Origin of the sequence: Streptococcus sp. 1001283B150225_161107_H12, from assembly GCF_015552665.1 — a bacterium.
GTDB lineage: Bacteria > Bacillota > Bacilli > Lactobacillales > Streptococcaceae > Streptococcus.
In genome coordinates, this window is record NZ_JADNFC010000006.1 from 88139 (window position 1) to 110662 (window position 22524).

The 22524-nt window shown below is 41.5% G+C and carries 34 protein-coding genes; 33 read left to right on the forward strand and 1 reads right to left on the reverse strand.

Annotated features, from left to right (window positions below; genetic code table 11):
* Positions 1 to 342 precede the first annotated feature (342 nt).
* Both polA and I2C87_RS08710 read left to right on the forward strand, forming a co-directional pair.
* Complete coding sequence (polA, locus tag I2C87_RS08705) at positions 343 to 2988, forward strand: DNA polymerase I (protein WP_195324658.1); 2646 nt, start codon at positions 343 to 345, stop codon at positions 2986 to 2988.
* 134 nt (positions 2989 to 3122) lie between these two features.
* Positions 3123 to 3563: a CoA-binding protein gene (locus I2C87_RS08710; protein WP_129822754.1), complete on the forward strand. Its 441-nt coding sequence runs from the start codon at positions 3123 to 3125 to the stop codon at positions 3561 to 3563.
* Positions 3564 to 3722: 159 nt separating this feature from the next.
* Here the strand turns inward: I2C87_RS08710 and I2C87_RS08715 are convergent, their stop codons facing one another.
* Positions 3723 to 4610, reverse strand: a complete 888-nt coding sequence (locus tag I2C87_RS08715; protein WP_229046334.1) for a DUF975 family protein — start codon at positions 4608 to 4610, stop codon at positions 3723 to 3725.
* 151 nt (positions 4611 to 4761) lie between these two features.
* Here I2C87_RS08715 and tgt point away from each other — a divergent pair, with 151 nt between their 5' ends.
* From tgt to I2C87_RS08870, 31 genes are all read left to right on the forward strand, one after another.
* Positions 4762 to 5904 carry a tRNA guanosine(34) transglycosylase Tgt gene (tgt, locus tag I2C87_RS08720; RefSeq protein WP_195324660.1) on the forward strand — a complete coding sequence of 381 codons (1143 nt, stop codon included), beginning with the start codon at positions 4762 to 4764 and terminating at the stop codon, positions 5902 to 5904.
* A 433-nt stretch (positions 5905 to 6337) separates the two neighbouring features.
* Complete coding sequence (gene rpsJ / locus I2C87_RS08725) at positions 6338 to 6646, forward strand: 30S ribosomal protein S10 (RefSeq protein ID WP_003009585.1); 309 nt, start codon at positions 6338 to 6340, stop codon at positions 6644 to 6646.
* An 83-nt stretch (positions 6647 to 6729) separates the two neighbouring features.
* Entirely contained in the window at positions 6730 to 7356 is a 627-nt protein-coding gene (rplC, locus tag I2C87_RS08730) for a 50S ribosomal protein L3 (protein WP_003010846.1), read from the forward strand.
* Between the two features lie 24 nt (positions 7357 to 7380).
* A complete protein-coding gene (rplD, locus tag I2C87_RS08735) occupies positions 7381 to 8004 on the forward strand; it encodes a 50S ribosomal protein L4 (protein WP_003009591.1) in 624 nt (207 codons plus the stop codon).
* Positions 8004 to 8300: a 50S ribosomal protein L23 gene (locus tag I2C87_RS08740; RefSeq protein ID WP_006595190.1), complete on the forward strand. Its 297-nt coding sequence runs from the start codon at positions 8004 to 8006 to the stop codon at positions 8298 to 8300. Before rplD ends, I2C87_RS08740 begins: the two co-directional genes overlap by 1 nt.
* Before the next feature lie 17 nt (positions 8301 to 8317).
* The gene (rplB, locus tag I2C87_RS08745) at positions 8318 to 9151 is read left to right on the forward strand and encodes a 50S ribosomal protein L2 (RefSeq protein WP_195324661.1); all 834 of its coding nucleotides are present in this window, start codon (positions 8318 to 8320) and stop codon (positions 9149 to 9151) included.
* A 102-nt stretch (positions 9152 to 9253) separates the two neighbouring features.
* On the forward strand, positions 9254 to 9535 hold the full coding sequence (rpsS, locus tag I2C87_RS08750) for a 30S ribosomal protein S19 (protein ID WP_000533766.1): 282 nt from the start codon (positions 9254 to 9256) through the stop codon (positions 9533 to 9535).
* Positions 9536 to 9546: 11 nt separating this feature from the next.
* Positions 9547 to 9891: a 50S ribosomal protein L22 gene (gene rplV / locus I2C87_RS08755; RefSeq protein WP_006595188.1), complete on the forward strand. Its 345-nt coding sequence runs from the start codon at positions 9547 to 9549 to the stop codon at positions 9889 to 9891.
* 12 nt (positions 9892 to 9903) lie between these two features.
* Positions 9904 to 10557, forward strand: a complete 654-nt coding sequence (gene rpsC, locus I2C87_RS08760) for a 30S ribosomal protein S3 (protein WP_006595187.1) — start codon at positions 9904 to 9906, stop codon at positions 10555 to 10557.
* A 3-nt stretch (positions 10558 to 10560) separates the two neighbouring features.
* On the forward strand, positions 10561 to 10974 hold the full coding sequence (gene rplP / locus I2C87_RS08765) for a 50S ribosomal protein L16 (protein ID WP_023024998.1): 414 nt from the start codon (positions 10561 to 10563) through the stop codon (positions 10972 to 10974).
* Positions 10975 to 10983: 9 nt separating this feature from the next.
* The gene (rpmC, locus tag I2C87_RS08770; RefSeq protein WP_003002350.1) at positions 10984 to 11190 is read left to right on the forward strand and encodes a 50S ribosomal protein L29; all 207 of its coding nucleotides are present in this window, start codon (positions 10984 to 10986) and stop codon (positions 11188 to 11190) included.
* A gap of 23 nt (positions 11191 to 11213) precedes the next feature.
* Positions 11214 to 11474 carry a 30S ribosomal protein S17 gene (rpsQ, locus tag I2C87_RS08775; protein ID WP_000440801.1) on the forward strand — a complete coding sequence of 87 codons (261 nt, stop codon included), beginning with the start codon at positions 11214 to 11216 and terminating at the stop codon, positions 11472 to 11474.
* A gap of 25 nt (positions 11475 to 11499) precedes the next feature.
* Entirely contained in the window at positions 11500 to 11868 is a 369-nt protein-coding gene (rplN, locus tag I2C87_RS08780; RefSeq protein WP_002894494.1) for a 50S ribosomal protein L14, read from the forward strand.
* A 77-nt stretch (positions 11869 to 11945) separates the two neighbouring features.
* Complete coding sequence (gene rplX, locus I2C87_RS08785) at positions 11946 to 12251, forward strand: 50S ribosomal protein L24 (protein WP_006595185.1); 306 nt, start codon at positions 11946 to 11948, stop codon at positions 12249 to 12251.
* Positions 12252 to 12274: 23 nt separating this feature from the next.
* On the forward strand, positions 12275 to 12817 hold the full coding sequence (gene rplE, locus I2C87_RS08790; RefSeq protein WP_006595184.1) for a 50S ribosomal protein L5: 543 nt from the start codon (positions 12275 to 12277) through the stop codon (positions 12815 to 12817).
* 17 nt (positions 12818 to 12834) lie between these two features.
* Positions 12835 to 13020, forward strand: coding sequence for a type Z 30S ribosomal protein S14 (locus tag I2C87_RS08795; RefSeq protein WP_001085699.1), 186 nt, complete (start codon positions 12835 to 12837; stop codon positions 13018 to 13020).
* A gap of 284 nt (positions 13021 to 13304) precedes the next feature.
* Positions 13305 to 13703 (forward strand): 30S ribosomal protein S8, encoded by a 399-nt coding sequence (gene rpsH / locus I2C87_RS08800; protein ID WP_006595183.1) that lies wholly within the window; start codon positions 13305 to 13307, stop codon positions 13701 to 13703.
* A gap of 188 nt (positions 13704 to 13891) precedes the next feature.
* Complete coding sequence (rplF, locus tag I2C87_RS08805; RefSeq protein ID WP_048716291.1) at positions 13892 to 14428, forward strand: 50S ribosomal protein L6; 537 nt, start codon at positions 13892 to 13894, stop codon at positions 14426 to 14428.
* Positions 14429 to 14511: 83 nt separating this feature from the next.
* On the forward strand, positions 14512 to 14868 hold the full coding sequence (gene rplR, locus I2C87_RS08810; RefSeq protein WP_003010871.1) for a 50S ribosomal protein L18: 357 nt from the start codon (positions 14512 to 14514) through the stop codon (positions 14866 to 14868).
* Positions 14869 to 14885: 17 nt separating this feature from the next.
* Positions 14886 to 15380 carry a 30S ribosomal protein S5 gene (gene rpsE / locus I2C87_RS08815; protein WP_006595182.1) on the forward strand — a complete coding sequence of 165 codons (495 nt, stop codon included), beginning with the start codon at positions 14886 to 14888 and terminating at the stop codon, positions 15378 to 15380.
* Positions 15381 to 15394: 14 nt separating this feature from the next.
* Positions 15395 to 15577, forward strand: a complete 183-nt coding sequence (gene rpmD, locus I2C87_RS08820) for a 50S ribosomal protein L30 (protein WP_002894509.1) — start codon at positions 15395 to 15397, stop codon at positions 15575 to 15577.
* Between the two features lie 145 nt (positions 15578 to 15722).
* Positions 15723 to 16163 (forward strand): 50S ribosomal protein L15, encoded by a 441-nt coding sequence (gene rplO / locus I2C87_RS08825; RefSeq protein WP_006595181.1) that lies wholly within the window; start codon positions 15723 to 15725, stop codon positions 16161 to 16163.
* A gap of 12 nt (positions 16164 to 16175) precedes the next feature.
* Positions 16176 to 17483 carry a preprotein translocase subunit SecY gene (gene secY / locus I2C87_RS08830; RefSeq protein ID WP_195324663.1) on the forward strand — a complete coding sequence of 436 codons (1308 nt, stop codon included), beginning with the start codon at positions 16176 to 16178 and terminating at the stop codon, positions 17481 to 17483.
* A 96-nt stretch (positions 17484 to 17579) separates the two neighbouring features.
* Entirely contained in the window at positions 17580 to 18218 is a 639-nt protein-coding gene (locus I2C87_RS08835; RefSeq protein ID WP_006597039.1) for an adenylate kinase, read from the forward strand.
* A 116-nt stretch (positions 18219 to 18334) separates the two neighbouring features.
* Entirely contained in the window at positions 18335 to 18553 is a 219-nt protein-coding gene (gene infA / locus I2C87_RS08840; RefSeq protein WP_001029883.1) for a translation initiation factor IF-1, read from the forward strand.
* 23 nt (positions 18554 to 18576) lie between these two features.
* The gene (gene rpmJ, locus I2C87_RS08845) at positions 18577 to 18693 is read left to right on the forward strand and encodes a 50S ribosomal protein L36 (RefSeq protein ID WP_001808836.1); all 117 of its coding nucleotides are present in this window, start codon (positions 18577 to 18579) and stop codon (positions 18691 to 18693) included.
* Positions 18694 to 18710: 17 nt separating this feature from the next.
* Positions 18711 to 19076 carry a 30S ribosomal protein S13 gene (gene rpsM, locus I2C87_RS08850; RefSeq protein WP_003009631.1) on the forward strand — a complete coding sequence of 122 codons (366 nt, stop codon included), beginning with the start codon at positions 18711 to 18713 and terminating at the stop codon, positions 19074 to 19076.
* A 26-nt stretch (positions 19077 to 19102) separates the two neighbouring features.
* Positions 19103 to 19486: a 30S ribosomal protein S11 gene (gene rpsK, locus I2C87_RS08855; protein ID WP_001118385.1), complete on the forward strand. Its 384-nt coding sequence runs from the start codon at positions 19103 to 19105 to the stop codon at positions 19484 to 19486.
* 45 nt (positions 19487 to 19531) lie between these two features.
* Positions 19532 to 20470 (forward strand): DNA-directed RNA polymerase subunit alpha, encoded by a 939-nt coding sequence (locus I2C87_RS08860; protein ID WP_006595177.1) that lies wholly within the window; start codon positions 19532 to 19534, stop codon positions 20468 to 20470.
* Positions 20471 to 20481: 11 nt separating this feature from the next.
* Positions 20482 to 20868, forward strand: coding sequence for a 50S ribosomal protein L17 (rplQ, locus tag I2C87_RS08865; RefSeq protein WP_006595176.1), 387 nt, complete (start codon positions 20482 to 20484; stop codon positions 20866 to 20868).
* A 197-nt stretch (positions 20869 to 21065) separates the two neighbouring features.
* Complete coding sequence (locus I2C87_RS08870) at positions 21066 to 22367, forward strand: glutamate-cysteine ligase family protein (protein ID WP_195324664.1); 1302 nt, start codon at positions 21066 to 21068, stop codon at positions 22365 to 22367.
* Positions 22368 to 22524 lie beyond the last annotated feature (157 nt).

Genomic DNA, 22524 nt, shown 5'->3' on the forward strand with positions numbered 1-22524 from the left:
CTTAGGGCTACGATGGCAAGGGCTCCATCTTCAGTTACCGGTCTGCAGCAAAAAACAACTGCATGCTTTGCGCCTCAGCTTTTAGTTTTCTTAAAGCTTTCTATAAGGAATGGTTTAGGTTTGAGCTGTATACTAAACTCATCCAATAAGAAATGAGGTACAGAAAATGAAAATCTCAGTTAATTATCCAAAACGCTTTAAGAAATTGCCACAACAAGGTTCTTGTTACGGCGAATAAACACTTCTCTTCATTTTTCATAAGAAATTCCTAAAGAAGGCTCTACCCGAAAGGGTAGAGTTTTTATGTACCAGAGACCTTGTGATTCGTGGTATAATAAGCCTATGGAAAAAAAGAACAAATTACTACTCATCGACGGGTCTTCCGTCGCTTTTCGTGCCTTTTTTGCACTTTATAATCAAATCGATCGCTTCAAAAATGCCAATGGGTTGCATACCAATGCGGTCTATGGTTTTAACCTCATGTTGAGCCATCTCTTGGAGCGCATCCAACCAACCCATGTCCTCGTTGCTTTCGATGCAGGCAAGACGACTTTTCGGACGGAGATGTATGCCGACTACAAAGGAGGCCGGGCAAAAACTCCAGATGAGTTCCGTGAGCAGTTTCCTTTCATTCGTGAACAACTGGATCATTTGGGGATCCGCTATTATGAGCTAGCCCAGTATGAGGCAGATGACATCATTGGAACGATAGATAAGATGGCCGAAGCTAGCTCGGTGCCCTTTGATGTCACCATTGTCTCTGGGGATAAGGATTTGATCCAGCTGACAGATGATAATACGGTGGTTGAAATCTCCAAAAAAGGGGTGGCAGAGTTTGAAGAATTCACTCCAGCCTATCTGAAAGAAAAGATGGGACTGACACCAGAGCAGTTTATTGACCTCAAGGCCTTGATGGGAGATAAGTCGGATAATATCCCGGGTGTCACCAAAATCGGAGAAAAGACAGGGATCAAACTACTCCTAGAGTATGGCTCTCTCGATGGCATTTACGAGCATATCGATGAGATGAAGGCCTCTAAGATGAAGGAAAACCTCATCAACGACAAGGAGCAGGCCTACCTATCCAAGACTCTCGCGACCATTGATACCAATGCGCCCATTGAGCTTGGCCTGGATGATATCATCTATACAGGCCCTCATCTAGAAAATCTCGCCAAGTTTTATGAGGAGATGGGCTTTAAGCAACTTCGCCAAGCCTTGGATCTCAGTGGAGAAGAAGTAGCTCCTGTAGCCATTGACTATACAGAAGTCGAGCAAGTCACTTCAGATATGCTTGCGGAAGATAGTTTCTTCCATTTCGAGATTTTTGGGGACAACTACCATACGGAACCCATCATCGGCTTTGCATGGGGGACCAAAGGTCAGCTCTACGCGAGTACAGATACTGGTCTTTTACAAACACCGATTTTCAAAGAATTTCTCGAAAAAACGCCCCTCAAGGTCTATGACTTTAAGCGGGCCAAGGTCTTGCTCAGCCACTTGGGCATTACCTTGCAAAAGCCGGCTTTTGATAGTCGATTGGCTAAGTATCTCTTGTCGACCGTAGAGGACAATGAAATTTCAACCATTGCGAGTCTCTATAGTCAGATTGCGCTACCGTTGGACGAAGTCGTTTATGGCAAGGGAGCCAAAAAAGCTATCCCAGAAAAGGCGGTCCTATTAGAGCATTTGGCACGAAAAGTCGCTGTTCTACTGGATACCGAAGGGCCCATGGTGGAGCAGTTGCAAGCCCATGACCAATTAGATTTGCTCTATGATATGGAGCAACCACTAGCAGCTGTTTTGGCCAAGATGGAAATCGCGGGGATCAAGGTAGAGCGCCAGACCCTAGAAGATATGCAGGTGGAAAACGAGGTGGTCTTGGAACGCTTAACTCAAGAAATCTATGAGCTTGCAGGAGAAGAGTTTAACATCAATTCTCCAAAACAATTGGGGGTCATTCTCTTTGAAAAATTGGAACTCCCTCTTGAATATACGAAGAAGACCAAAACCGGCTATTCAACAGCCGTCGATGTCTTGGAACGCCTAGCTCCAATTGCACCGATTGTATCTAAGATTCTTGAATACCGCCAAATCGCAAAAATCCAGTCTACCTATGTGGTGGGCTTGCAAGAGGCTATCCTAGAGGATGGAAAAATCCATACCCGCTATGTGCAGGATTTGACGCAGACAGGCCGTTTGTCCAGCGTGGATCCCAACTTGCAAAACATTCCTGTCCGTTTGGAACAAGGCCGTCTCATTCGTAAGGCCTTTGTCCCAGAAGAGGAAAATAGTGTCTTGCTCAGTTCGGACTATTCACAGATTGAATTGCGCGTCTTGGCCCATATTTCGGGAGATGAGCATTTGATTGATGCCTTTCAGCATGGGGCAGATATCCATACATCGACTGCTATGCGCGTCTTCAACATTGAAAAACCAGAATATGTAACGCCGAATGACCGGCGGAATGCAAAAGCGGTAAACTTCGGTGTGGTTTATGGAATTTCCGACTTTGGACTGTCTAACAACCTAGGGATCAGTCGAAAAGAAGCCAAGGCCTACATTGAGACTTACTTCGAACGCTACCCTGGCATCAAGGACTATATGGAGAGAGTGGTGCGGGAAGCGCGTGATAAAGGCTATGTGGAGACTCTCTTCAAGCGTCGTCGGGAGATTCCAGATATCAATTCTCGCAACTTCAATGTTCGAGGCTTTGCGGAGCGAACAGCTATCAACTCACCAATCCAAGGATCGGCAGCCGATATCTTGAAAATTGCTATGATCCACTTGGACCAAGCGCTAGAAGCAGGAGCATACAAGACCAAGATGCTCCTTCAGGTGCACGATGAAATCGTTCTGCAAGTACCAAGTGATGAACTGGCAGCGATCAAAGAGCTCGTCAAAGAGACCATGGAATCCGCTATCGAACTTGCGGTACCACTGGAAGCCGATGAGAATGAAGGCAAAACATGGTATGAAGCCAAATAAGATTAAGTTTGTTCAAAACAGAAAGCGGTAGGAAACTTTTCAGTTTCCTACCGCTTTTAACGACAAACACTTGCAATGCCTTCCGTATTGTTATACTATTTAAATAAAGGAAACGCATACAAAAGGAGATTCTTATGGCTTATTCATTTCGCAATCCTAGTGATGGCATTATCAAACATTACCTAGAAACCAGCAAGATCATCGCTGTGGTTGGATTATCTGACCGTGAAGATACGACCAGTCATCGTGTTAGCAAGGAGATGCAAGAGCGGGGCTATCGGATTATTCCTGTCAACCCTCGTGCAGCCGGTGGCCAAATCCTTGGAGAAAGGGTGTACGCTAGCCTGCAGGAAATTCCTTTCCCAGTAGATATCGTCGATGTTTACCGTCGCAGTGAGTTTTTGCCAGATGTAGCGCGTGACTTTATCGAGTCGGATGCGAAGATTTTCTGGGCACAATTGGAGCTGGAAAATCAAGAAGCAGAAGAAATCCTTCGTGGAGCTGGACGAGAAGATATCGTCATGAACCGCTGTATCAAACGCGAGCACACTCGTTTGGTCTTAGGAGAAGGATAGCCTTTGATTTATCCCAGAACCTCGCGTCTTTCATCCGGTGATTAAACTGATACGGGAGATGAAATAAATACAGACGGATTTCCCTAACAGAGATAAAAGAACCCACCTAGTGCTTTGGAGAATGGCTCCAATCGAAGGTGGGTTTTCTTGTTTTCTTTGTTAATCAAGTGGATTAGACTTTGGTAGATCCGGCGCCTTTTGCTGGAAGCGACTGTCCGCCTGCATCCGTTTTTGAAGGAGGGTATGGTAGAAGATGATTTGGCAACTGGTTGCATAAGGTTTGACATAAAAATTCGCCATTCCTAAAGTGAAAAAAGATAGAATTTGCCAACCAAGCAGGCTCAAATCAAGAACAAGGCGGTGGCTCTTAAAGCCTTTCATCTCTTCCTTACTTTGGCGGAGGATAGACATAGGCCCATCATAGGTTCCTGTCATCAGTCGACTATATAGGATCAACTCGACCAAACTATACTGGTAATAAAAAGGGAGGAAGAGCAGGAGCCCAACCAGAGCCATTAAGAGGCCGGTCGTCATCGTTGGAGCTAACTTTAGAATTGCTTGAACTTCTGGAGTATCCGCTCTAAGGGTAGACGTAGTGGAGGAGGATTCATTGATAGCGAGAACGTGATAGCTGACCACCGTTAAGAGGAGTTGACTCACATAGAGGAGACTCCCCCACAAAGACAGGATCACTTGCTTAATGAATAGCGTCAAAAACGCAGGTGTAAAATACTGGCTCTGAAAGATGGTGAAGATACCAAAGTTCTTTTCTCCCTTGCTAGAGGCAGAAATCAAAAAGCGAAAAGTTGCCCCTAAATAGAGAAAAGACAGGATAAAACCAACAATCGCAGGAAAAATCTGCCGACTTAGAAGAAAGAGTATCCCTTCTCTAAGTTCCATGTGAGCAAGTGTTTCAGTGATGTCTGTCCCTGTCAGCATGTAACTTGCAAGGATTGTCAGGAAAGTTGGTAAGGCAAAGTAGGAGAAGACTTTGGGATGTTGCAATTGCAGCTGACGAGCTTGAGCACGAACCAATTTTATATTCATAATGTCCTCTTTCATGGTAGTAGTACCCTTTATTATAACACAAGTCCGTGACAGAGCTGGTAAAATTTGGTACAATCGTACAGGTGCTCACAGGAGATCCTGTGACAGGAATAAGAAGGCTGGGACTGTTTTTCCCAGTACGGAGGTAACCATGACAGATTCACCGATTCAATATCGATTAATCAAAAAAGAAAAGCATACAGGAGCTCGTCTGGGAGAAATTATCACCCCCCACGGGACTTTCCCAACTCCAATGTTTATGCCTGTAGGGACTCAGGCAACCGTTAAGACCCAATCACCAGAAGAACTCAAGGAAATGGGGTCCGGAATTATTTTGGCCAACACCTACCATCTCTGGCTTCGTCCGGGGGATGATCTAGTCGCAAAAGCAGGAGGACTGCACCAGTTCATGAACTGGGACCAGCCCATTTTGACAGATAGTGGAGGCTTCCAGGTCTATTCACTAGCGGATACCCGAAATATCACCGAAGAAGGGGTAACCTTTAAAAACCACCTCAATGGTTCGAAGATGTTCCTCTCCCCAGAAAAGGCCATCTCGATCCAAAATAATCTAGGGAGCGACATCATGATGTCCTTTGACGAATGTCCTCAGTTCTATCAACCCTATGATTATGTGAAGAAATCAATCGAACGGACCAGTCGTTGGGCAGAACGTGGCCTTAAGGCTCATCGTCGCCCTCATAATCAAGGTCTTTTCGGGATTGTTCAAGGGGCTGGATTTGAAGACTTGCGCCGTCAGTCTGCGCGTGATCTTGTTAGCATGGACTTCCCAGGCTATTCTATAGGTGGGTTAGCTGTTGGAGAAAGCCATGAAGAGATGAATGCCGTGCTGGATTTCACAACTCCGCTCTTACCAGAGAACAAGCCTCGCTATCTCATGGGAGTAGGAGCACCAGACAGTCTGATCGATGGCGTTATTCGTGGAGTGGACATGTTTGACTGTGTCTTACCGACGCGGATTGCGCGAAATGGCACCTGTATGACTAGTCAAGGACGTCTGGTGGTGAAAAATGCGCAATTTGCAGAAGACTTTACACCGCTAGACCACGAGTGTGATTGCTACACTTGTAAGAATTACACCCGTGCTTATCTTCGCCACCTCCTCAAGGCAGATGAGACCTTCGGCATTCGCTTGACCAGCTACCACAACCTCTACTTCTTGATCAACCTCATGAAGCAGGTCCGTCAAGCCATCATGGATGACAATCTTTTAGAATTCCGTGAGCATTTCGTCGAAAAATATGGCTATAACAAATCAGGGCGGAATTTCTAGGAAAAGCTAAATAGAAAGAAAAAAGACTACAGCCATCTGAGAATAATAGGAATAACTGATAGACGCAGTGGTTGATTGGTATCTTTGTTCGCTTGTTAAGCTCCAAAGATAACCTAATCAACTGTGCGGGGGCGAGACGATGAACAAATTTGGAAATAAATTTGTTCTGTCTCGCTCCCTTTTTTCTATATATTAGCAACTTTTTTAGCACGCTTTTTCTTTCGAAAACACTTTCATCAAAAAAACGAAAAAAATCTGCTCAAATTCCTTGCATTGGGGCTTTCATTGTGTTAAACTACTATGGTGCTGTGAAAAACAGCTATTAGCTTTGATGCAAGAGGTTGCGACACGCTCGGTTGCATTGCCACGTAACGCGCGTCGGTTTTCTTGTGGAGCTAGCCTATTATCTTAAATAGACGAAAAGGAGAAAAAGATGGCAAACAAAAAAATCCGCATCCGTTTGAAAGCGTACGAACACCGTACACTTGACACAGCGGCTGCAAAAATCGTAGAATCAGCTACTCGTACAGGTGCACAAGTTGCGGGTCCAATCCCACTTCCAACTGAGCGTAGCCTCTACACAATCATTCGTGCGACTCACAAATATAAAGATTCTCGCGAACAATTCGAAATGCGTACACACAAACGTTTGATCGATATCATCAACCCAACTCAAAAAACAGTTGACGCTTTGATGAAATTGGATCTTCCAAGTGGTGTAAACGTAGAAATCAAACTTTAATCTAAAGCTTGATACCTTGAGCATAAAAAACGCTCGTTAAAAACTTTTTGAATAAAAAACTATAGAAAAGGAACTATTTTCTCATGACAAAAGGAATCTTAGGGAAAAAAGTGGGAATGACTCAAATCTTCACTGAAGCTGGCGAATTGATCCCTGTAACAGTTATCGAAGCAACTCCAAACGTTGTTCTTCAAGTGAAAACTGTTGAAACAGATGGTTACAACGCTATCCAAGTTGGTTTCGATGACAAACGCGAAGTATTGAGCAACAAACCTGCTAAAGGACATGTAGCAAAAGCTAACACGGCTCCTAAGCGCTTCATTCGTGAATTCAAAAACGTTGAAGGCTTGGAAGTTGGTGCTGAAATCACAGTTGATACTTTCGAAGCTGGAGACATTGTTGATGTAACTGGTACTTCTAAAGGTAAAGGTTTCCAAGGTGTTATCAAACGCCACGGACAATCACGTGGACCTATGGCTCACGGTTCTCGTTACCACCGTCGTCCAGGTTCTATGGGACCTGTTGCACCTAACCGCGTATTCAAAGGTAAAAACCTTGCAGGACGCATGGGTGGCGATCGTGTAACTATTCAAAACCTTGAAGTTGTACAAGTTGTTCCAGAAAAGAACGTTATCCTTATCAAAGGTAACGTACCAGGTGCTAAGAAATCTCTTATCACTATCAAGTCAGCAGTTAAAGCTGGTAAATAATAAGGAAAGGGGAATACAGTCAAAATGGCAAATGTAACATTATTCGACCAAACTGGTAAACAAGCGGGCGAAGTTGTTCTTAACGATGCGATCTTTGGTATCGAACCAAACCAAGCAGTTGTATTTGATGTGATCATCAGCCAACGTGCTAGCCTTCGTCAAGGAACTCACGCAGTTAAAAACCGCTCAGCTGTTTCAGGTGGCGGACGCAAACCATGGCGTCAAAAAGGAACTGGACGTGCTCGTCAAGGTTCTATCCGCTCTCCACAATGGCGTGGTGGTGGAATCGTCTTCGGACCAACTCCACGTAGCTATGCGTACAAACTTCCTCAAAAAGTTCGTCGCCTTGCACTTAAATCTGTTTACTCAGAAAAAGTTGCTGAAAACAAATTTGTAGCCGTTGATTCTCTTGAATTTACAGCTCCAAAAACTGCTGAATTTGCAAAAGTTCTTGCAGCTTTGAGCATCGATTCTAAAGTCCTTGTTATTCTTGAAGAAGGAAACGAATTCGCAGCTCTTTCAGCTCGTAACCTTCCAAACGTGAAAGTTGCGACTGCTACAACTGCAAGTGTTCTTGACATCGCAAATAGTGACAAACTTCTTGTTACTCAAGCAGCTATCTCTAAAATCGAGGAGGTTCTTGCATAATGAATTTGTATGATGTTATCAAAAAACCTGTTATCACTGAAAAGTCAATGGCTCAACTTGAAGCAGGCAAATATGTATTCGAAGTTGACACTCGCGCTCACAAACTTTTGATCAAACAAGCTGTTGAAGCTGCCTTTGAAGGTGTAAAAGTTGCGAATGTGAACACTGTAAACGTAAAACCAAAAGCTAAACGTGTTGGACGTTACACTGGTTTTACTTCAAAAACTAAAAAAGCTATCATCACGCTTACAGCTGATTCAAAAGCAATCGAGTTGTTCGCTACTGAAGCTGAATAATCTAAGGAGGAAATATCGTGGGAATTCGTGTTTATAAACCAACAACAAACGGTCGCCGTAATATGACTTCTTTGGATTTCGCTGAAATCACAACAAGCACACCAGAGAAATCTTTGCTCGTTTCATTGAAGAGCAAAGCAGGTCGTAACAACAACGGACGTATCACAGTTCGTCACCAAGGTGGTGGACACAAACGTCATTACCGTTTGATTGACTTCAAACGTAACAAAGATAACGTTGAAGCCGTTGTAAAAACAATTGAGTACGATCCAAACCGTTCTGCAAACATCGCTTTGGTACACTACACTGATGGTGTGAAAGCATACATCATCGCTCCAAAAGGCCTTGAAGTTGGTCAACGTATCGTTTCAGGTCCAGAAGCAGATATCAAAGTCGGAAACGCTCTTCCACTTGCTAACACCCCGGTTGGTACTTTGATCCACAACATCGAATTGAAACCAGGTCGTGGTGGAGAATTGGTACGTGCTGCTGGAGCTTCTGCTCAAGTATTGGGTTCTGAAGGTAAATATGTTCTTGTTCGTCTTCAATCAGGCGAAGTTCGTATGATCCTTGGTACTTGTCGTGCTACAGTTGGTGTTGTCGGAAACGAACAACATGGGCTTGTAAACCTTGGTAAAGCTGGTCGTAGCCGTTGGAAAGGTATCCGTCCAACAGTTCGTGGTTCTGTAATGAACCCGAATGATCACCCACACGGTGGTGGTGAAGGTAAAGCACCAGTTGGTCGTAAAGCGCCATCTACTCCATGGGGCAAACCTGCTCTTGGTCTTAAAACTCGTAACAAGAAAGCGAAATCAGACAAACTTATCGTTCGTCGTCGCAACGAGAAATAATTTAGAACTAGTCGCTTAAGCGCTAGATGATCCGCCAGCTCGGTAGCGCTCCTTGTGAGCGCAAGCCGCTGTGGTACTATATTTAAAGGAGAAAATAATAAAATGGGACGCAGTCTTAAAAAAGGACCTTTCGTCGATGAGCATTTGATGAAAAAAGTTGAAGCTCAAGCTAACGACGAAAAGAAAAAAGTTATCAAAACTTGGTCACGTCGTTCAACGATCTTCCCAAGTTTCATTGGTTACACTATCGCAGTTTATGATGGACGTAAACACGTACCTGTTTACATCCAAGAAGACATGGTAGGTCACAAGCTTGGTGAATTTGCACCAACTCGTACTTACAAAGGTCACGCTGCAGATGACAAGAAGACACGTAGAAAATAAGGAGAACATAAATGGCAGAAATTACTTCAGCTAAAGCAATGGCTCGTACAGTGCGTGTTTCACCTCGTAAATCACGTCTTGTTCTTGACAACATCCGTGGTAAAAGCGTAGCCGATGCAGTAGCAATCTTGAAATTCACTCCAAACAAAGCAGCTGAAATCATCTTGAAAGTGTTGAACTCAGCAGTAGCAAACGCTGAAAACAACTTTGGTTTGGAAAAAGCAAACTTGGTAGTATCTGAAGCATTCGCAAACGAAGGACCAACGATGAAACGTTTCCGTCCACGTGCGAAAGGTTCAGCTTCACCAATCAACAAACGCACAAGCCACATCACAGTGGTTGTGACAGAAAAATAAGGAGGTAACATCGTGGGTCAAAAAGTACATCCAATTGGAATGCGTGTCGGCATCATCCGTGATTGGGATGCCAAATGGTATGCTGAAAAAGAATACGCGGATTACCTTCATGAAGATCTTGCAATCCGCAAATTTATTCAAAAAGAATTAGCTGACGCAGCGGTTTCTACTATCGAAATCGAACGCGCAGTAAACAAAGTTAACGTTTCACTTCACACTGCTAAACCAGGTATGGTTATCGGTAAAGGTGGAGCAAACGTCGATGCACTTCGTGCAGCTCTTAATAAATTGACAGGTAAACAAGTTCACATCAACATCATCGAGATCAAACGTCCTGACTTGGATGCTCACCTTGTTGGTGAAGGAATTGCTCGTCAATTGGAGCAACGTGTGGCTTTCCGTCGTGCTCAAAAACAAGCGATTCAACGTACTATGCGCGCTGGAGCTAAAGGAATCAAAACTCAAGTATCAGGTCGTTTGAACGGTGCAGATATCGCCCGTGCTGAAGGATACTCTGAAGGTACAGTTCCACTCCACACACTTCGCGCAGACATCGATTACGCTTGGGAAGAAGCAGATACAACTTACGGTAAACTTGGTGTTAAAGTATGGATCTACCGTGGTGAAGTTCTTCCAGCTCGTAAAGACGCTAAAGGAGGTAAATAACCAATGTTAGTACCTAAACGTGTAAAACACCGTCGCGAATTCCGTGGTAAAATGCGCGGTGAAGCAAAAGGTGGAAAAGAAGTATCATTCGGTGAATACGGTCTTCAGGCTACAACTAGCCACTGGATCACTAACCGCCAAATCGAAGCTGCTCGTATTGCCATGACTCGTTACATGAAACGTGGTGGTAAGGTTTGGATCAAGATCTTCCCACACAAATCATACACCGCTAAAGCTATCGGGGTACGTATGGGATCTGGTAAAGGGGCACCTGAAGGTTGGGTAGCACCAGTTAAACGTGGTAAAGTAATGTTTGAAGTTGCTGGTGTATCTGAAGAGATCGCTCGCGAAGCGCTTCGTCTTGCAAGCCACAAATTACCAGTTAAATGTAAATTCGTAAAACGTGAAGCAAAATAAGGAGAGGTCATGAAACTTACAGAAGTAAAAGAATTTGTTAAAGAACTTCGTGGTCTTTCTCAAGAAGAACTCGCGAAGCGTGAAAATGAATTGAAAAAAGAATTGTTTGAGCTTCGTTTCCAAGCTGCTGCAGGTCAATTGGAGCAAACTGGACGTTTGAAAGAAGTGAAAAAACAAATCGCTCGTATCAAAACTGTTCAATCAGAAGCTAAATAATAGACTAGGGAAGGAGAATTTCAATGGAACGCAATAATCGTAAAGTTCTTGTTGGACGCGTTGTGTCTGACAAAATGGACAAAACAATCACAGTTGTAGTTGAAACTAAACGTAACCACCCAGTCTATGGTAAACGTATCAACTATTCTAAAAAATACAAAGCACATGATGAAAACAACGTTGCCAAAGAAGGCGATATCGTTCGTATCATGGAAACTCGTCCGCTTTCAGCTACAAAACGCTTCCGTCTTGTAGAAGTTGTTGAAGAAGCGGTTATCATCTAATCAAACCTGAAAGGAGAAAACTGAAATGATTCAAACAGAAACTCGTTTGAAAGTCGCAGACAACAGCGGTGCTCGCGAAATCTTGACTATCAAAGTTCTTGGTGGTTCAGGACGTAAATTTGCAAACATCGGTGATGTTATTGTGGCATCTGTAAAACAAGCTACTCCTGGTGGTGCGGTTAAAAAAGGTGACGTTGTAAAAGCTGTTATCGTTCGTACTAAATCAGGTGCTCGTCGTAAAGATGGTTCATACATCAAATTCGATGAAAATGCTGCAGTGATCATCCGTGAAGACAAAACTCCTCGCGGAACTCGTATCTTTGGCCCAGTCGCTCGTGAATTGCGTGACGGTGGTTTCATGAAGATCGTATCACTTGCTCCAGAAGTACTTTAATTTTAAAAATCACAAACACAGTCCCCTGGCTCATTGGCCAGGGTGCCCATCGGGCGTAAGAATAAAAGGAGAATAAAATGTTTGTAAAAACTGGCGACAAAGTTCGTGTAATTGCTGGTAAAGACAAAGGTGTTGAAGCTAAAGTCGTTGCTGCTCTTCCAAAAGTAAATAAAGTTGTTGTTGAAGGTGTAAACCTTGTTAAAAAACACCAACGTCCAAATAACGAAAACCCTCAAGGTGCTATCATCGAAAAAGAAGCTCCAATCCATGTATCAAACGTTCAAGTCTTGGACAAGAACGGTGTTGCTGGACGAGTTGGCTACAAATTCGTAGACGGCAAAAAAGTTCGTTATAACAAAAAATCAGGCGAAGTGCTTGACTAATCACGAAGGAAAGGAGAAGTATAATGGCTAATCGTTTAAAAGAAAAATACCTTAATGAAGTAGTTCCAGCTTTGACTGAACAATTTAACTACTCATCAGTTATGGCAGTGCCAAAAGTTGATAAGATCGTTTTGAACATGGGTGTTGGAGATGCTGTTTCTAACGCTAAAAACCTTGAGAAAGCTGCTGAAGAATTGGCATTGATCTCAGGTCAAAAACCACTTATCACAAAAGCTAAAAAATCAATCGCCGGCTTCCGTCTTCGTGAAGGTGTAGCGATCGGTGCGAAAGTAACTCTTCGTGGCGAACGTATGTACGAATTCTTGGACAAATTGGTTTCAGTTTCACTTCCACGTGTTCGTGACTTCCATGGTGTTCCAACAAAATCATTTGACGGACGCGGAAACTACACACTTGGTGTGAAAGAACAATTGATCTTCCCAGAAATCAACTTTGATGATGTTGATAAAACTCGTGGTTTGGATATCGTAATCGTAACTACTGCGAACACAGACGAAGAATCACGTGCATTGCTTACTGGCCTTGGTATGCCGTTTGCAAAATAATATAGGAGGTAAAACTAATGGCTAAAAAATCTATGATTGCTAAGAACAAACGCCCAGCGAAGTTCTCTACTCAAGCATACACTCGCTGTGAACGTTGTGGACGTCCACACTCAGTTTACCGCAAGTTTAAACTTTGCCGTGTTTGCTTCCGTGAATTGGCATACAAAGGACAAATCCCTGGTGTCACTAAAGCATCTTGGTAATTTAAGATATCAAGGGCGTTAAAACTCCAAGTGAAAATAGGAAACTTGACGAAGAAACTTTAGTTTCTAGGAAAGTTTATCTTTTTCACACAGAGTTTAGCCCGGGTTCAGTTGGGCTTGCCAATTTGAACACGAGCTACAGCTTTGGCAAAAAAGACCAATTTATTTCTGAGCAGAGCTCCTACACTAAATTGCCTATTTTTGCTCGTGCTGTTACGCTCTTTGTATCATGTATTAACTAGCAAGTGAAACATTCAAACTACTAGTAAGAGGAGAAATATAAAATGGTTATGACTGACCCAATCGCAGACTTCCTAACTCGTATTCGTAACGCTAACCAAGCAAAACACGAAGTACTTGAAGTACCTGCATCAAACATCAAAAAAGGGATTGCTGAAATCCTTAAACGCGAAGGTTTTGTAAAAAACGTTGAAGTAATCGAAGATGACAAACAAGGTATCATCCGCGTGTTCTTGAAATACGGAGCAAACGGTGAAAAAGTTATCACAAACTTGAAACGTGTTTCTAAACCAGGTTTGCGTGTTTACAAAAAACGTGAAGATCTTCCAAAAGTTCTTAATGGACTTGGAATTGCTATCCTTTCAACTTCTGAAGGTTTGCTTACTGATAAAGAAGCACGCCAAAAGAATGTTGGTGGAGAAGTTATCGCTTACGTTTGGTAATATTTAGCTCCTAATTTCGTTGTGGCTCTTCCTTATTGTCTCTTGCCTAACACAAAGTTATGTCTGCGAGACAATGCCTCGATTCACCTAGAAATTAAGACCTAAACATTAACTTTTAAATCAAAATGATTTAAACCCCGTGAAAACTGGCCTTCAAAGGCCTGACAATTTAACAGGAGAATAAAAACATGTCACGTATTGGTAATAAAGTTATCGTGTTGCCTGCTGGTGTTGAACTCACTAACAATGACAACGTTGTAACTGTAAAAGGACCTAAAGGAGAACTTACTCGTGAGTTCTCAAAAGATATTGAAATCCGTGTGGAAGGTACTGAAGTAACTCTTCACCGTCCAAACGATTCAAAAGAAATGAAAACTATCCACGGAACTACTCGTGCCCTTTTGAACAACATGGTAATTGGTGTTTCAGAAGGATTCAAGAAAGAACTTGAAATGCGCGGGGTTGGTTACCGTGCACAACTTCAAGGAAACAAACTTGTCTTGGCTGTAGGTAAATCTCATCCAGACGAAGTTGAAGCTCCAGAAGGAATTACTTTTGAACTTCCAAACCCAACGACTATCGTTATCAGCGGAATTTCAAAAGAAGTAGTTGGTCAAACAGCTGCTTACGTACGTAGCCTTCGTTCACCAGAACCTTACAAAGGTAAAGGGATCCGTTATGTTGGTGAATTCGTTCGCCGTAAAGAAGGTAAAACAGGTAAATAATGTAGTTTGGTTGTTTTTCAACCAATCTTCATCTTACCAACTCAGTGCTTAGCACATGATTTTAAAATTAAGAGGTGAAAATTGTGATTTCGAAACCAGATAAAAATAAAATCCGTCAAAAACGCCACCGTCGCGTTCGCGGAAAACTCTCTGGAACTGCTGATCGCCCACGTTTGAACGTATTCCGTTCTAATACAGGCATCTACGCTCAAGTAATTGATGACGTAGCGGGTGTAACGCTCGCAAGCGCTTCAACTCTTGACAAAGAAGTTTCAAAAGGAACTAAAACTGAACAAGCCGTTGTTGTCGGCAAACTTGTTGCTGAACGTGCAGTTGCTAAAGGTATTTCTGAAGTGGTGTTCGACCGCGGTGGATATCTATATCACGGACGTGTTAAAGCTTTGGCTGATGCAGCTCGTGAAAACGGATTGAAATTCTAATAGGAGGACACTAGAAAATGGCATTTAAAGACAATGCAGTTGAACTTGAAGAACGCGTAGTTGCCATCAACCGTGTTACAAAAGTTGTTAAAGGTGGACGTCGTCTTCGCTTTGCAGCTCTTGTAGTTGTTGGTGACCGTAACGGACGTGTTGGTTTTGGTACAGGTAAAGCTCAAGAAGTACCAGAAGCAATCCGTAAAGCAGTAGAAGATGCTAAGAAAAACTTGATTGAAGTTCCTATGGTTGGAACAACAATTCCTCACGAAGTAACATCAGTGTTTGGTGGAGCTCGTGTATTGTTGAAACCAGCTATCGAAGGGGCTGGGGTTGCTGCAGGTGGTGCAGTTCGTGCCGTTGTTGAATTGGCAGGTATTGCAGATGTAACATCTAAATCACTTGGATCAAACACTCCAATCAACATTGTTCGTGCAACAGTGGAAGGTTTAGCTCAATTGAAACGCGCTGAAGAAGTTGCTGCCCTTCGTGGTATTTCAGTTTCTGACTTGGCTTAAGAAAGGAGATTCAAATGGCTCAAATTAAAATTACTTTGACTAAGTCTCCAATCGGACGCATCCCGTCACAACGTAAAACTGTTGTAGCACTTGGACTTGGCAAATTGAACAGCTCTGTTATTAAAGAAGATAACCCAGCAGTACGTGGTATGATTACTGCAGTATCTCACTTGGTAACAGTTGAAGAAGTAAAATAATCTATTTTGAAATAGAACAAGGTTTTCAGGGGTATGAGAAATTTCTCATCCCCTAAAACTAAATATAAGTATAGGCGAGTTTGTAGTCGGGACACCTTTTCCTGATTACATGCGTTAGCAATTTACAAAAGAGGAGAAAATAATAATGAAACTTCATGAATTACAACCTGCTGCAGGTTCACGTAAAGTCCGCAACCGTGTTGGTCGTGGTACTTCATCTGGTAATGGTAAAACTTCTGGCCGTGGTCAAAAAGGTCAAAAAGCTCGTAGCGGTGGCGGTGTACGTCTTGGTTTTGAAGGTGGACAAACTCCATTGTTCCGTCGTCTTCCAAAACGTGGATTTACAAACATCAACGCTAAAGAATATGCGATTGTAAACCTTGATCAGTTGAACGTCTTCGAAGATGGTGCTGAAGTAACACCAGTTGTACTTGTTGAAGCAGGTATTGTAAAAGCTGAAAAATCAGGAATTAAAATTCTTGGTAACGGAGAATTGACTAAGAAATTGTCTGTTAAGGCAGCTAAATTCTCTAAATCAGCTGAAGAAGCTATCACTGCTAAAGGTGGTTCAGTAGAAGTCATCTAAGAGGGGTGACCTATGTTCTTTAAATTATTAAAAGATGCATTTAAGGTTAAACAAGTACGATCAAAAATTTTATTTACTATTTTTATCATACTTGTCTTCCGAATTGGGACCACGATTACGGTTCCTGGTGTGAATGCGAAGATCCTTAACAACTTACAAGATGTTTCCTTCTTGAATATGATGAGCTTGGTGTCAGGGAATGCTATGAGAAACTTCTCTGTCTTCGCCCTCGGGGTGAGTCCTTACATCACGGCTTCCATCGTAGTTCAGCTCCTTCAAATGGATTTGCTTCCAAAGTTTGTTGAGTGGGGGAAACAAGGAGAAGTTGGGCGGAGAAAGTTAAATCAGGCAACGCGCTATATTGCTTTGGTTCTAGCTTTCGTTCAATCCATTGGAATTACAGCTACTTTCCATACTTTGTCACAAGCTAAATTAGTATCGACACCGAACGTTGAAACCTACATCTTAATTGGTGCAATTTTAACGACAGGTTCGATGATTGTGACCTGGTTGGGAGAACAGATTTCAGACAAAGGATACGGAAACGGTGTTTCTATGATCATCTTTGCGGGGATTGTTTCTTCCATCCCAGAAATGATCAAAGGTGTTTATGAAGATTCATTTGTCAACGTCCGTTCTGGACAATTGAACAATTCACTAATTTTCGTAGGTGTGTTAATCTTAGCGATTTTAGTGATTATCTACTTCACAACCTTTGTGGAACAAGCACAGTATAAAATTCCAATTCAATACACAAAGATTGCACAAGGAGCACCATCTAGTTCATATCTTCCATTGAAGGTAAACCCAGCTGGAGTTATTCCTGTCATCTTTGCTAGTTCGATCACAGCTGCGCCGGCAGCAATTTTCCAGGTCATTAGTGCCATGGGTTACAATGCTGGATGGGTTCGAACAGCACAATCTATGTTAGCAACCAATACACCAACAGGTGTAGCAATGTATGCTTTGCTAATCATTTTGTTTACTTTCTTCTACACATTTGTACAGATTAACCCAGAAAAAACTGCGGAAAATCTACAAAAGAGTGGTGCCTACATTCCAGGTGTACGTCCTGGTAAGGGAACAGAAGACTACATGTCACGTCTTCTTAGACGGTTGGCTACGGTTGGTTCTCTCTTCCTTGGATTCATCACCATTATTCCAATTCTTGCCCGGGATGTCTTTGGTTTAACAGATACAGTTGCTCTCGGAGGAACTAGTCTCTTGATCATCATCTCAACTGGTATTGAAGGAATGAAACAATTAGAAGGTTACTTATTGAAACGCAAATACATTGGTTTCATGGATACAACAGAATAGAATTAGGTTGACATTGTCAACCTTCTATTTTGTTTTTGAATAAGTTTGTTAGATCGTAACAGACTTATTTAAAAACAAAATAAGGAGCAAATGATTATGAATCTATTAATCATGGGATTGCCTGGAGCAGGTAAGGGGACACAAGCGGCTAAGATTGTCGAACAATTTCAAGTTGCACATATCTCAACTGGGGATATGTTCCGTGCTGCAATGGCCAATCAAACCGAAATGGGTGTGTTGGCAAAATCATTCATCGATAAAGGTGAATTGGTGCCGGATGATGTGACAAACGGGATTGTAAAAGAACGTTTGGCTCAAGACGATATTAAGGAAAAAGGATTCCTCTTAGATGGTTTCCCTCGTACAATTGAACAAGCACATGCTTTGGATCAAATCTTGGTCGACCTTGGTCTTGAACTTGAGGGAGTGATCAACATCGAAGTAGATCCATCTTGCCTTCTTGAACGCTTGAGTGGACGTATTATTCACCGTGAAACAGGTGAAACCTACCATAAGGTATTCAATCCACCAGCTGATTACAAGGAAGAAGACTATTACCAACGTGAGGACGATAAACCAGAAACGGTTAAACGTCGCTTGGATGTGAATATTGCTCAAGGTGAGCCAATTCTTGCTCATTATCGTGCAAAAGGGTTAGTCCATGATATCGAAGGAAATCAAGACATTAACGACGTCTTTAAAGATATCCAAAAAGTCTTGGAGAATTTGAAATAAAAACGTTTTAGTCACTTGCAATAATTGACAACAAGTGATACAATGAATTAGTCTGACTTATAATTGTTACCTCTGTGCTCAGAGGAATGAATCGAAATTTATGGAGGTACTTTTGCGTGGCAAAAGACGATGTGATTGAAGTAGAAGGCAAAGTAGTCGATACGATGCCGAATGCTATGTTTACGGTTGAACTTGAAAATGGACATCAGATTTTAGCAACAGTTTCTGGTAAAATTCGTAAAAACTATATTCGTATTTTAGCGGGAGATCGTGTTACAGTGGAGATGAGTCCGTACGATTTGACACGTGGACGTATCACATACCGCTTTAAATAATCGAAAAACTTGGAGGGATAAAAATGAAAGTAAGACCATCGGTCAAACCAATTTGCGAATACTGTAAAGTAATTCGTCGTAATGGTCGTGTTATGGTAATTTGCCCAGCAAATCCAAAACACAAACAACGTCAAGGATAAGATAGAAAGGAGAAAACATGGCTCGTATTGCTGGAGTTGACATTCCAAATGACAAACGTGTAGTAATTTCATTGACTTATGTATACGGTATCGGACTTCCAACATCTAAGAAAATTCTTGCTGCTGCAGGCGTTTCTGAAGATATTCGTGTTCGCGACCTTACACCAGATCAAGAAGATGCTATCCGTCGTGAAGTTGACGCAATTAAAGTAGAAGGTGACCTTCGTCGTGAAGTGAACTTGAACATTAAACGTTTGATGGAAATCGGTTCATACCGTGGTATCCGTCACCGTCGTGGACTTCCTGTTCGTGGACAAAACACTAAAAACAATGCTCGCACTCGTAAAGGTAAAGCTGTTGCGATTGCTGGTAAGAAAAAATAAGAAAATAAAATAAGGAGGTAAAAATCTTGGCTAAACCAACACGTAAACGTCGTGTGAAAAAGAATATCGAATCAGGTATTGCTCATATTCACGCAACATTTAATAACACAATTGTTATGATTACTGATGTGCATGGTAACGCAATTGCATGGTCATCTGCAGGTGCTCTTGGTTTCAAAGGTTCTCGTAAATCTACACCATTTGCTGCACAAATGGCATCAGAAGCTGCTGCAAAATCAGCTCAAGAACATGGTCTTAAATCAGTAGAAGTTACTGTTAAAGGTCCTGGTTCTGGTCGTGAGTCTGCTATTCGTGCTCTTGCTGCTGCTGGTCTTGAAGTTACTGCAATCCGCGATGTGACTCCTGTGCCACACAATGGTGCTCGTCCTCCAAAACGTCGCCGTGTATAATCATCAACAATTACACAGCTTTTCGTTTCAGAGGGAGTATAGCAAATGATTGAGTTTGAAAAACCAAATATAACAAAAATTGATGAAAATAAAGATTACGGTGTATTTGTAGTAGAACCACTTGAACGTGGTTATGGTACAACACTAGGGAACTCTCTTCGTCGCGTATTATTAGCTTCACTTCCAGGTGCTGCTGTTACTTCAATTAACATTGAAGGTGTATTGCACGAATTTGATACAGTTCCAGGTGTCCGTGAAGACGTTATGCAAATCATTCTTAACGTTAAAGGGATCGCTGTAAAATCTTACGTCCAAGACGAAAAGATTATTGAACTTGATGTAGAAGGTCCTGCAGAAGTGACTGCTGGAGATATTCTTACAGATAGTGATATTGAAATTGTAAACCCTGATCATTATCTTTTCACAATCGGTGAAGGATCAAGCTTCAAAGCGACTTTGACTGTAAACAGCGGTCGTGGTTATGTTCCAGCTGATCAAAATAAAAAAGATGATGCACCAGTAGGAACACTTGCTGTAGATTCAATCTATACGCCAGTGACAAAAGTTAATTACCAAGTTGAACCAGCTCGCGTTGGTAGCAACGATGGTTTTGACAAACTAACCCTTGAAATCTTAACAAATGGAACAATTATTCCAGAAGATGCTTTAGGTTTATCTGCTCGTATTTTGACAGAACACCTTAACCTCTTTACGAACTTAACAGAAATCGCGATTGCGACAGATGTTATGAAGGAAGTAGATACAGCATCAGATGATCGAGTACTAGAACGTACCATCGAAGAATTGGATCTTTCTGTTCGTTCATATAACTGTTTGAAACGTGCCGGTATCAATACTGTGTATGATTTGACAGAAAAATCTGAACCAGAAATGATGAAGGTTCGTAACCTTGGACGTAAGAGTCTCGAAGAAGTTAAAGTTAAGCTTGCCGATTTAGGCCTTGGGCTAAAAAACGATAAATAGAGGAGGAATACATGGCTTACCGTAAACTAGGACGCACTAGCTCACAACGTAAAGCAATGCTTCGTGATTTGACTACAGATCTTATCATCAATGAAGCAATCGTAACAACTGAAGCACGTGCAAAAGAAATCCGTAAATCAGTTGAAAAAATGATTACTTTAGGTAAACGTGGTGACTTGCATGCACGTCGTCAAGCAGCTGCTTACGTACGTAACGAAGTTGCATCACAAAACTTTGATGAAGAAACTGGTAAATATTCAGAAACAACTGCACTTCAAAAATTGTTCTCTGAACTTGCACCACGTTATGCTGAGCGCAATGGTGGATATACTCGTATCCTTAAAACTGAACCACGCCGTGGGGATGCTGCGCCAATGGCAATTATCGAATTAGTATAAAATCATCAATTTTGTTGAGTGTTATGATGTTGGAAGAACTGAATGGTTCTTCTTAGTCTAGCTCTGGTCTGCCGCTAGGATTTATCCTAGCGGTAACACTCATCATATTGAGGTAAATGGTAGACGCTTGTTTACGAAATTGCTTTAATTTAAAACAATTTCGTAAGCAGGCGTTTTTTTGATATAATAGAAGAGTTATGACAGTAAAAGAAAAATCAAAAGCACTCGCCCAGCAATTATTGGCAAAGCGTTACCTTGCCTCGCTGAAAAATAATCCAGAGCAGTACATTGGGGTTGAACTCGAATTTCCAATCGTAAATACAATGGGGAATAAAACGGATGTACTGGTTACAAAGGCTCTTTTTAGGTATCTACAAGAAGTTGAAGAGTTTATTGCGATTAAACAAGATGAAGATGGGAATCCAGTCCAGTTACAACATAAAATAAACAAAGATCAAATTGTATTTGAGTTATCTTACAATACCATTGAATTTGCTTTTAAAAAGACTAAAACCATCCAAGAAGTCGAAAGACGGTTGCAACACTATTTAGGAATCATTCAACCATTCTTAAGAGAGAGGCAGCATCAAATAGAAGGAAAAGGCATCCATCCTTATTGGAGAATAAATGAAAATCAACCTGTAAAAATTGATCGTTATAAAATGCTGATTCAATTCTTACAACTGTCTGGACAAGATCCTAACCATCGATTTCATGATTATCCAGACTATGGAACCTTTATTTGTGGCAATCAAGTACAATTAGATGTTTCAAGAACGAATTACTTGGAAATAATTAATGCGATGAATAAGGTAGAGCCAGCAAAAGCATATCTGTTTGCTAATTCCATTTTCGATGGAGAAGACTGGGATACGAAGATCTCAAGAGATATTTTCTGGGAAGATTCCATGCATGGCTATTATCAGGAAAATGTTGGTGTAAATCCTAAAGAGTTTATAAATGAAAAGGACTTTCTAGAATATTTAGCGAAGACAGCCTTGTTTTATGTTTATCGTGAGAATGAAATCTTATATTTCGAACCTATTAGAGTAGAGGATTATCTCGCAAAAGAAAAAATAGTAGCCTATCGCTTAGATAGATCTAGACAAGAAATAAAACCGCAAGAAGAGGACCTAAAGAATCATAGAAGCTACCATTTTCAAGATTTAACAACAAGAGGAACCATCGAATATAGAAGTGTTTGTACTCAACCATTAAATAAAACATTTGCACCAATTGCATTTCATGTCGGATTGCATCATAATATCAAAGAATTAGACGAGTATTTAGCTCAAAATATAGTTTTTGATTTTAGTAAAGAAAATCCGAAAGAATTAAGAAGGCAATATTCGAAAAAACAGTTAACTGAAAGTGAATTGGTGAAAATTAAACAATATTCGTTAGATCTGTTAAAAATATCAAAAAGAGGATTGATGGATCGTGGAAACCAAGAAGAGGTTTATATCGAAGAAATCATAAAAGAGCTTGGGAAATGCTGATTTAACAGCATTTCCTTTTTTAAAATCAAAAAAACAACAAAAAATTTAAAAAAATAGAAAAAAGATATTGACAAGTTTTCATGGTCGTGATATACTAATATAGTTGTCGCGCGAGAGCGACAAAGACCTTTGAAAACTGAACAAGACGAACCAATGT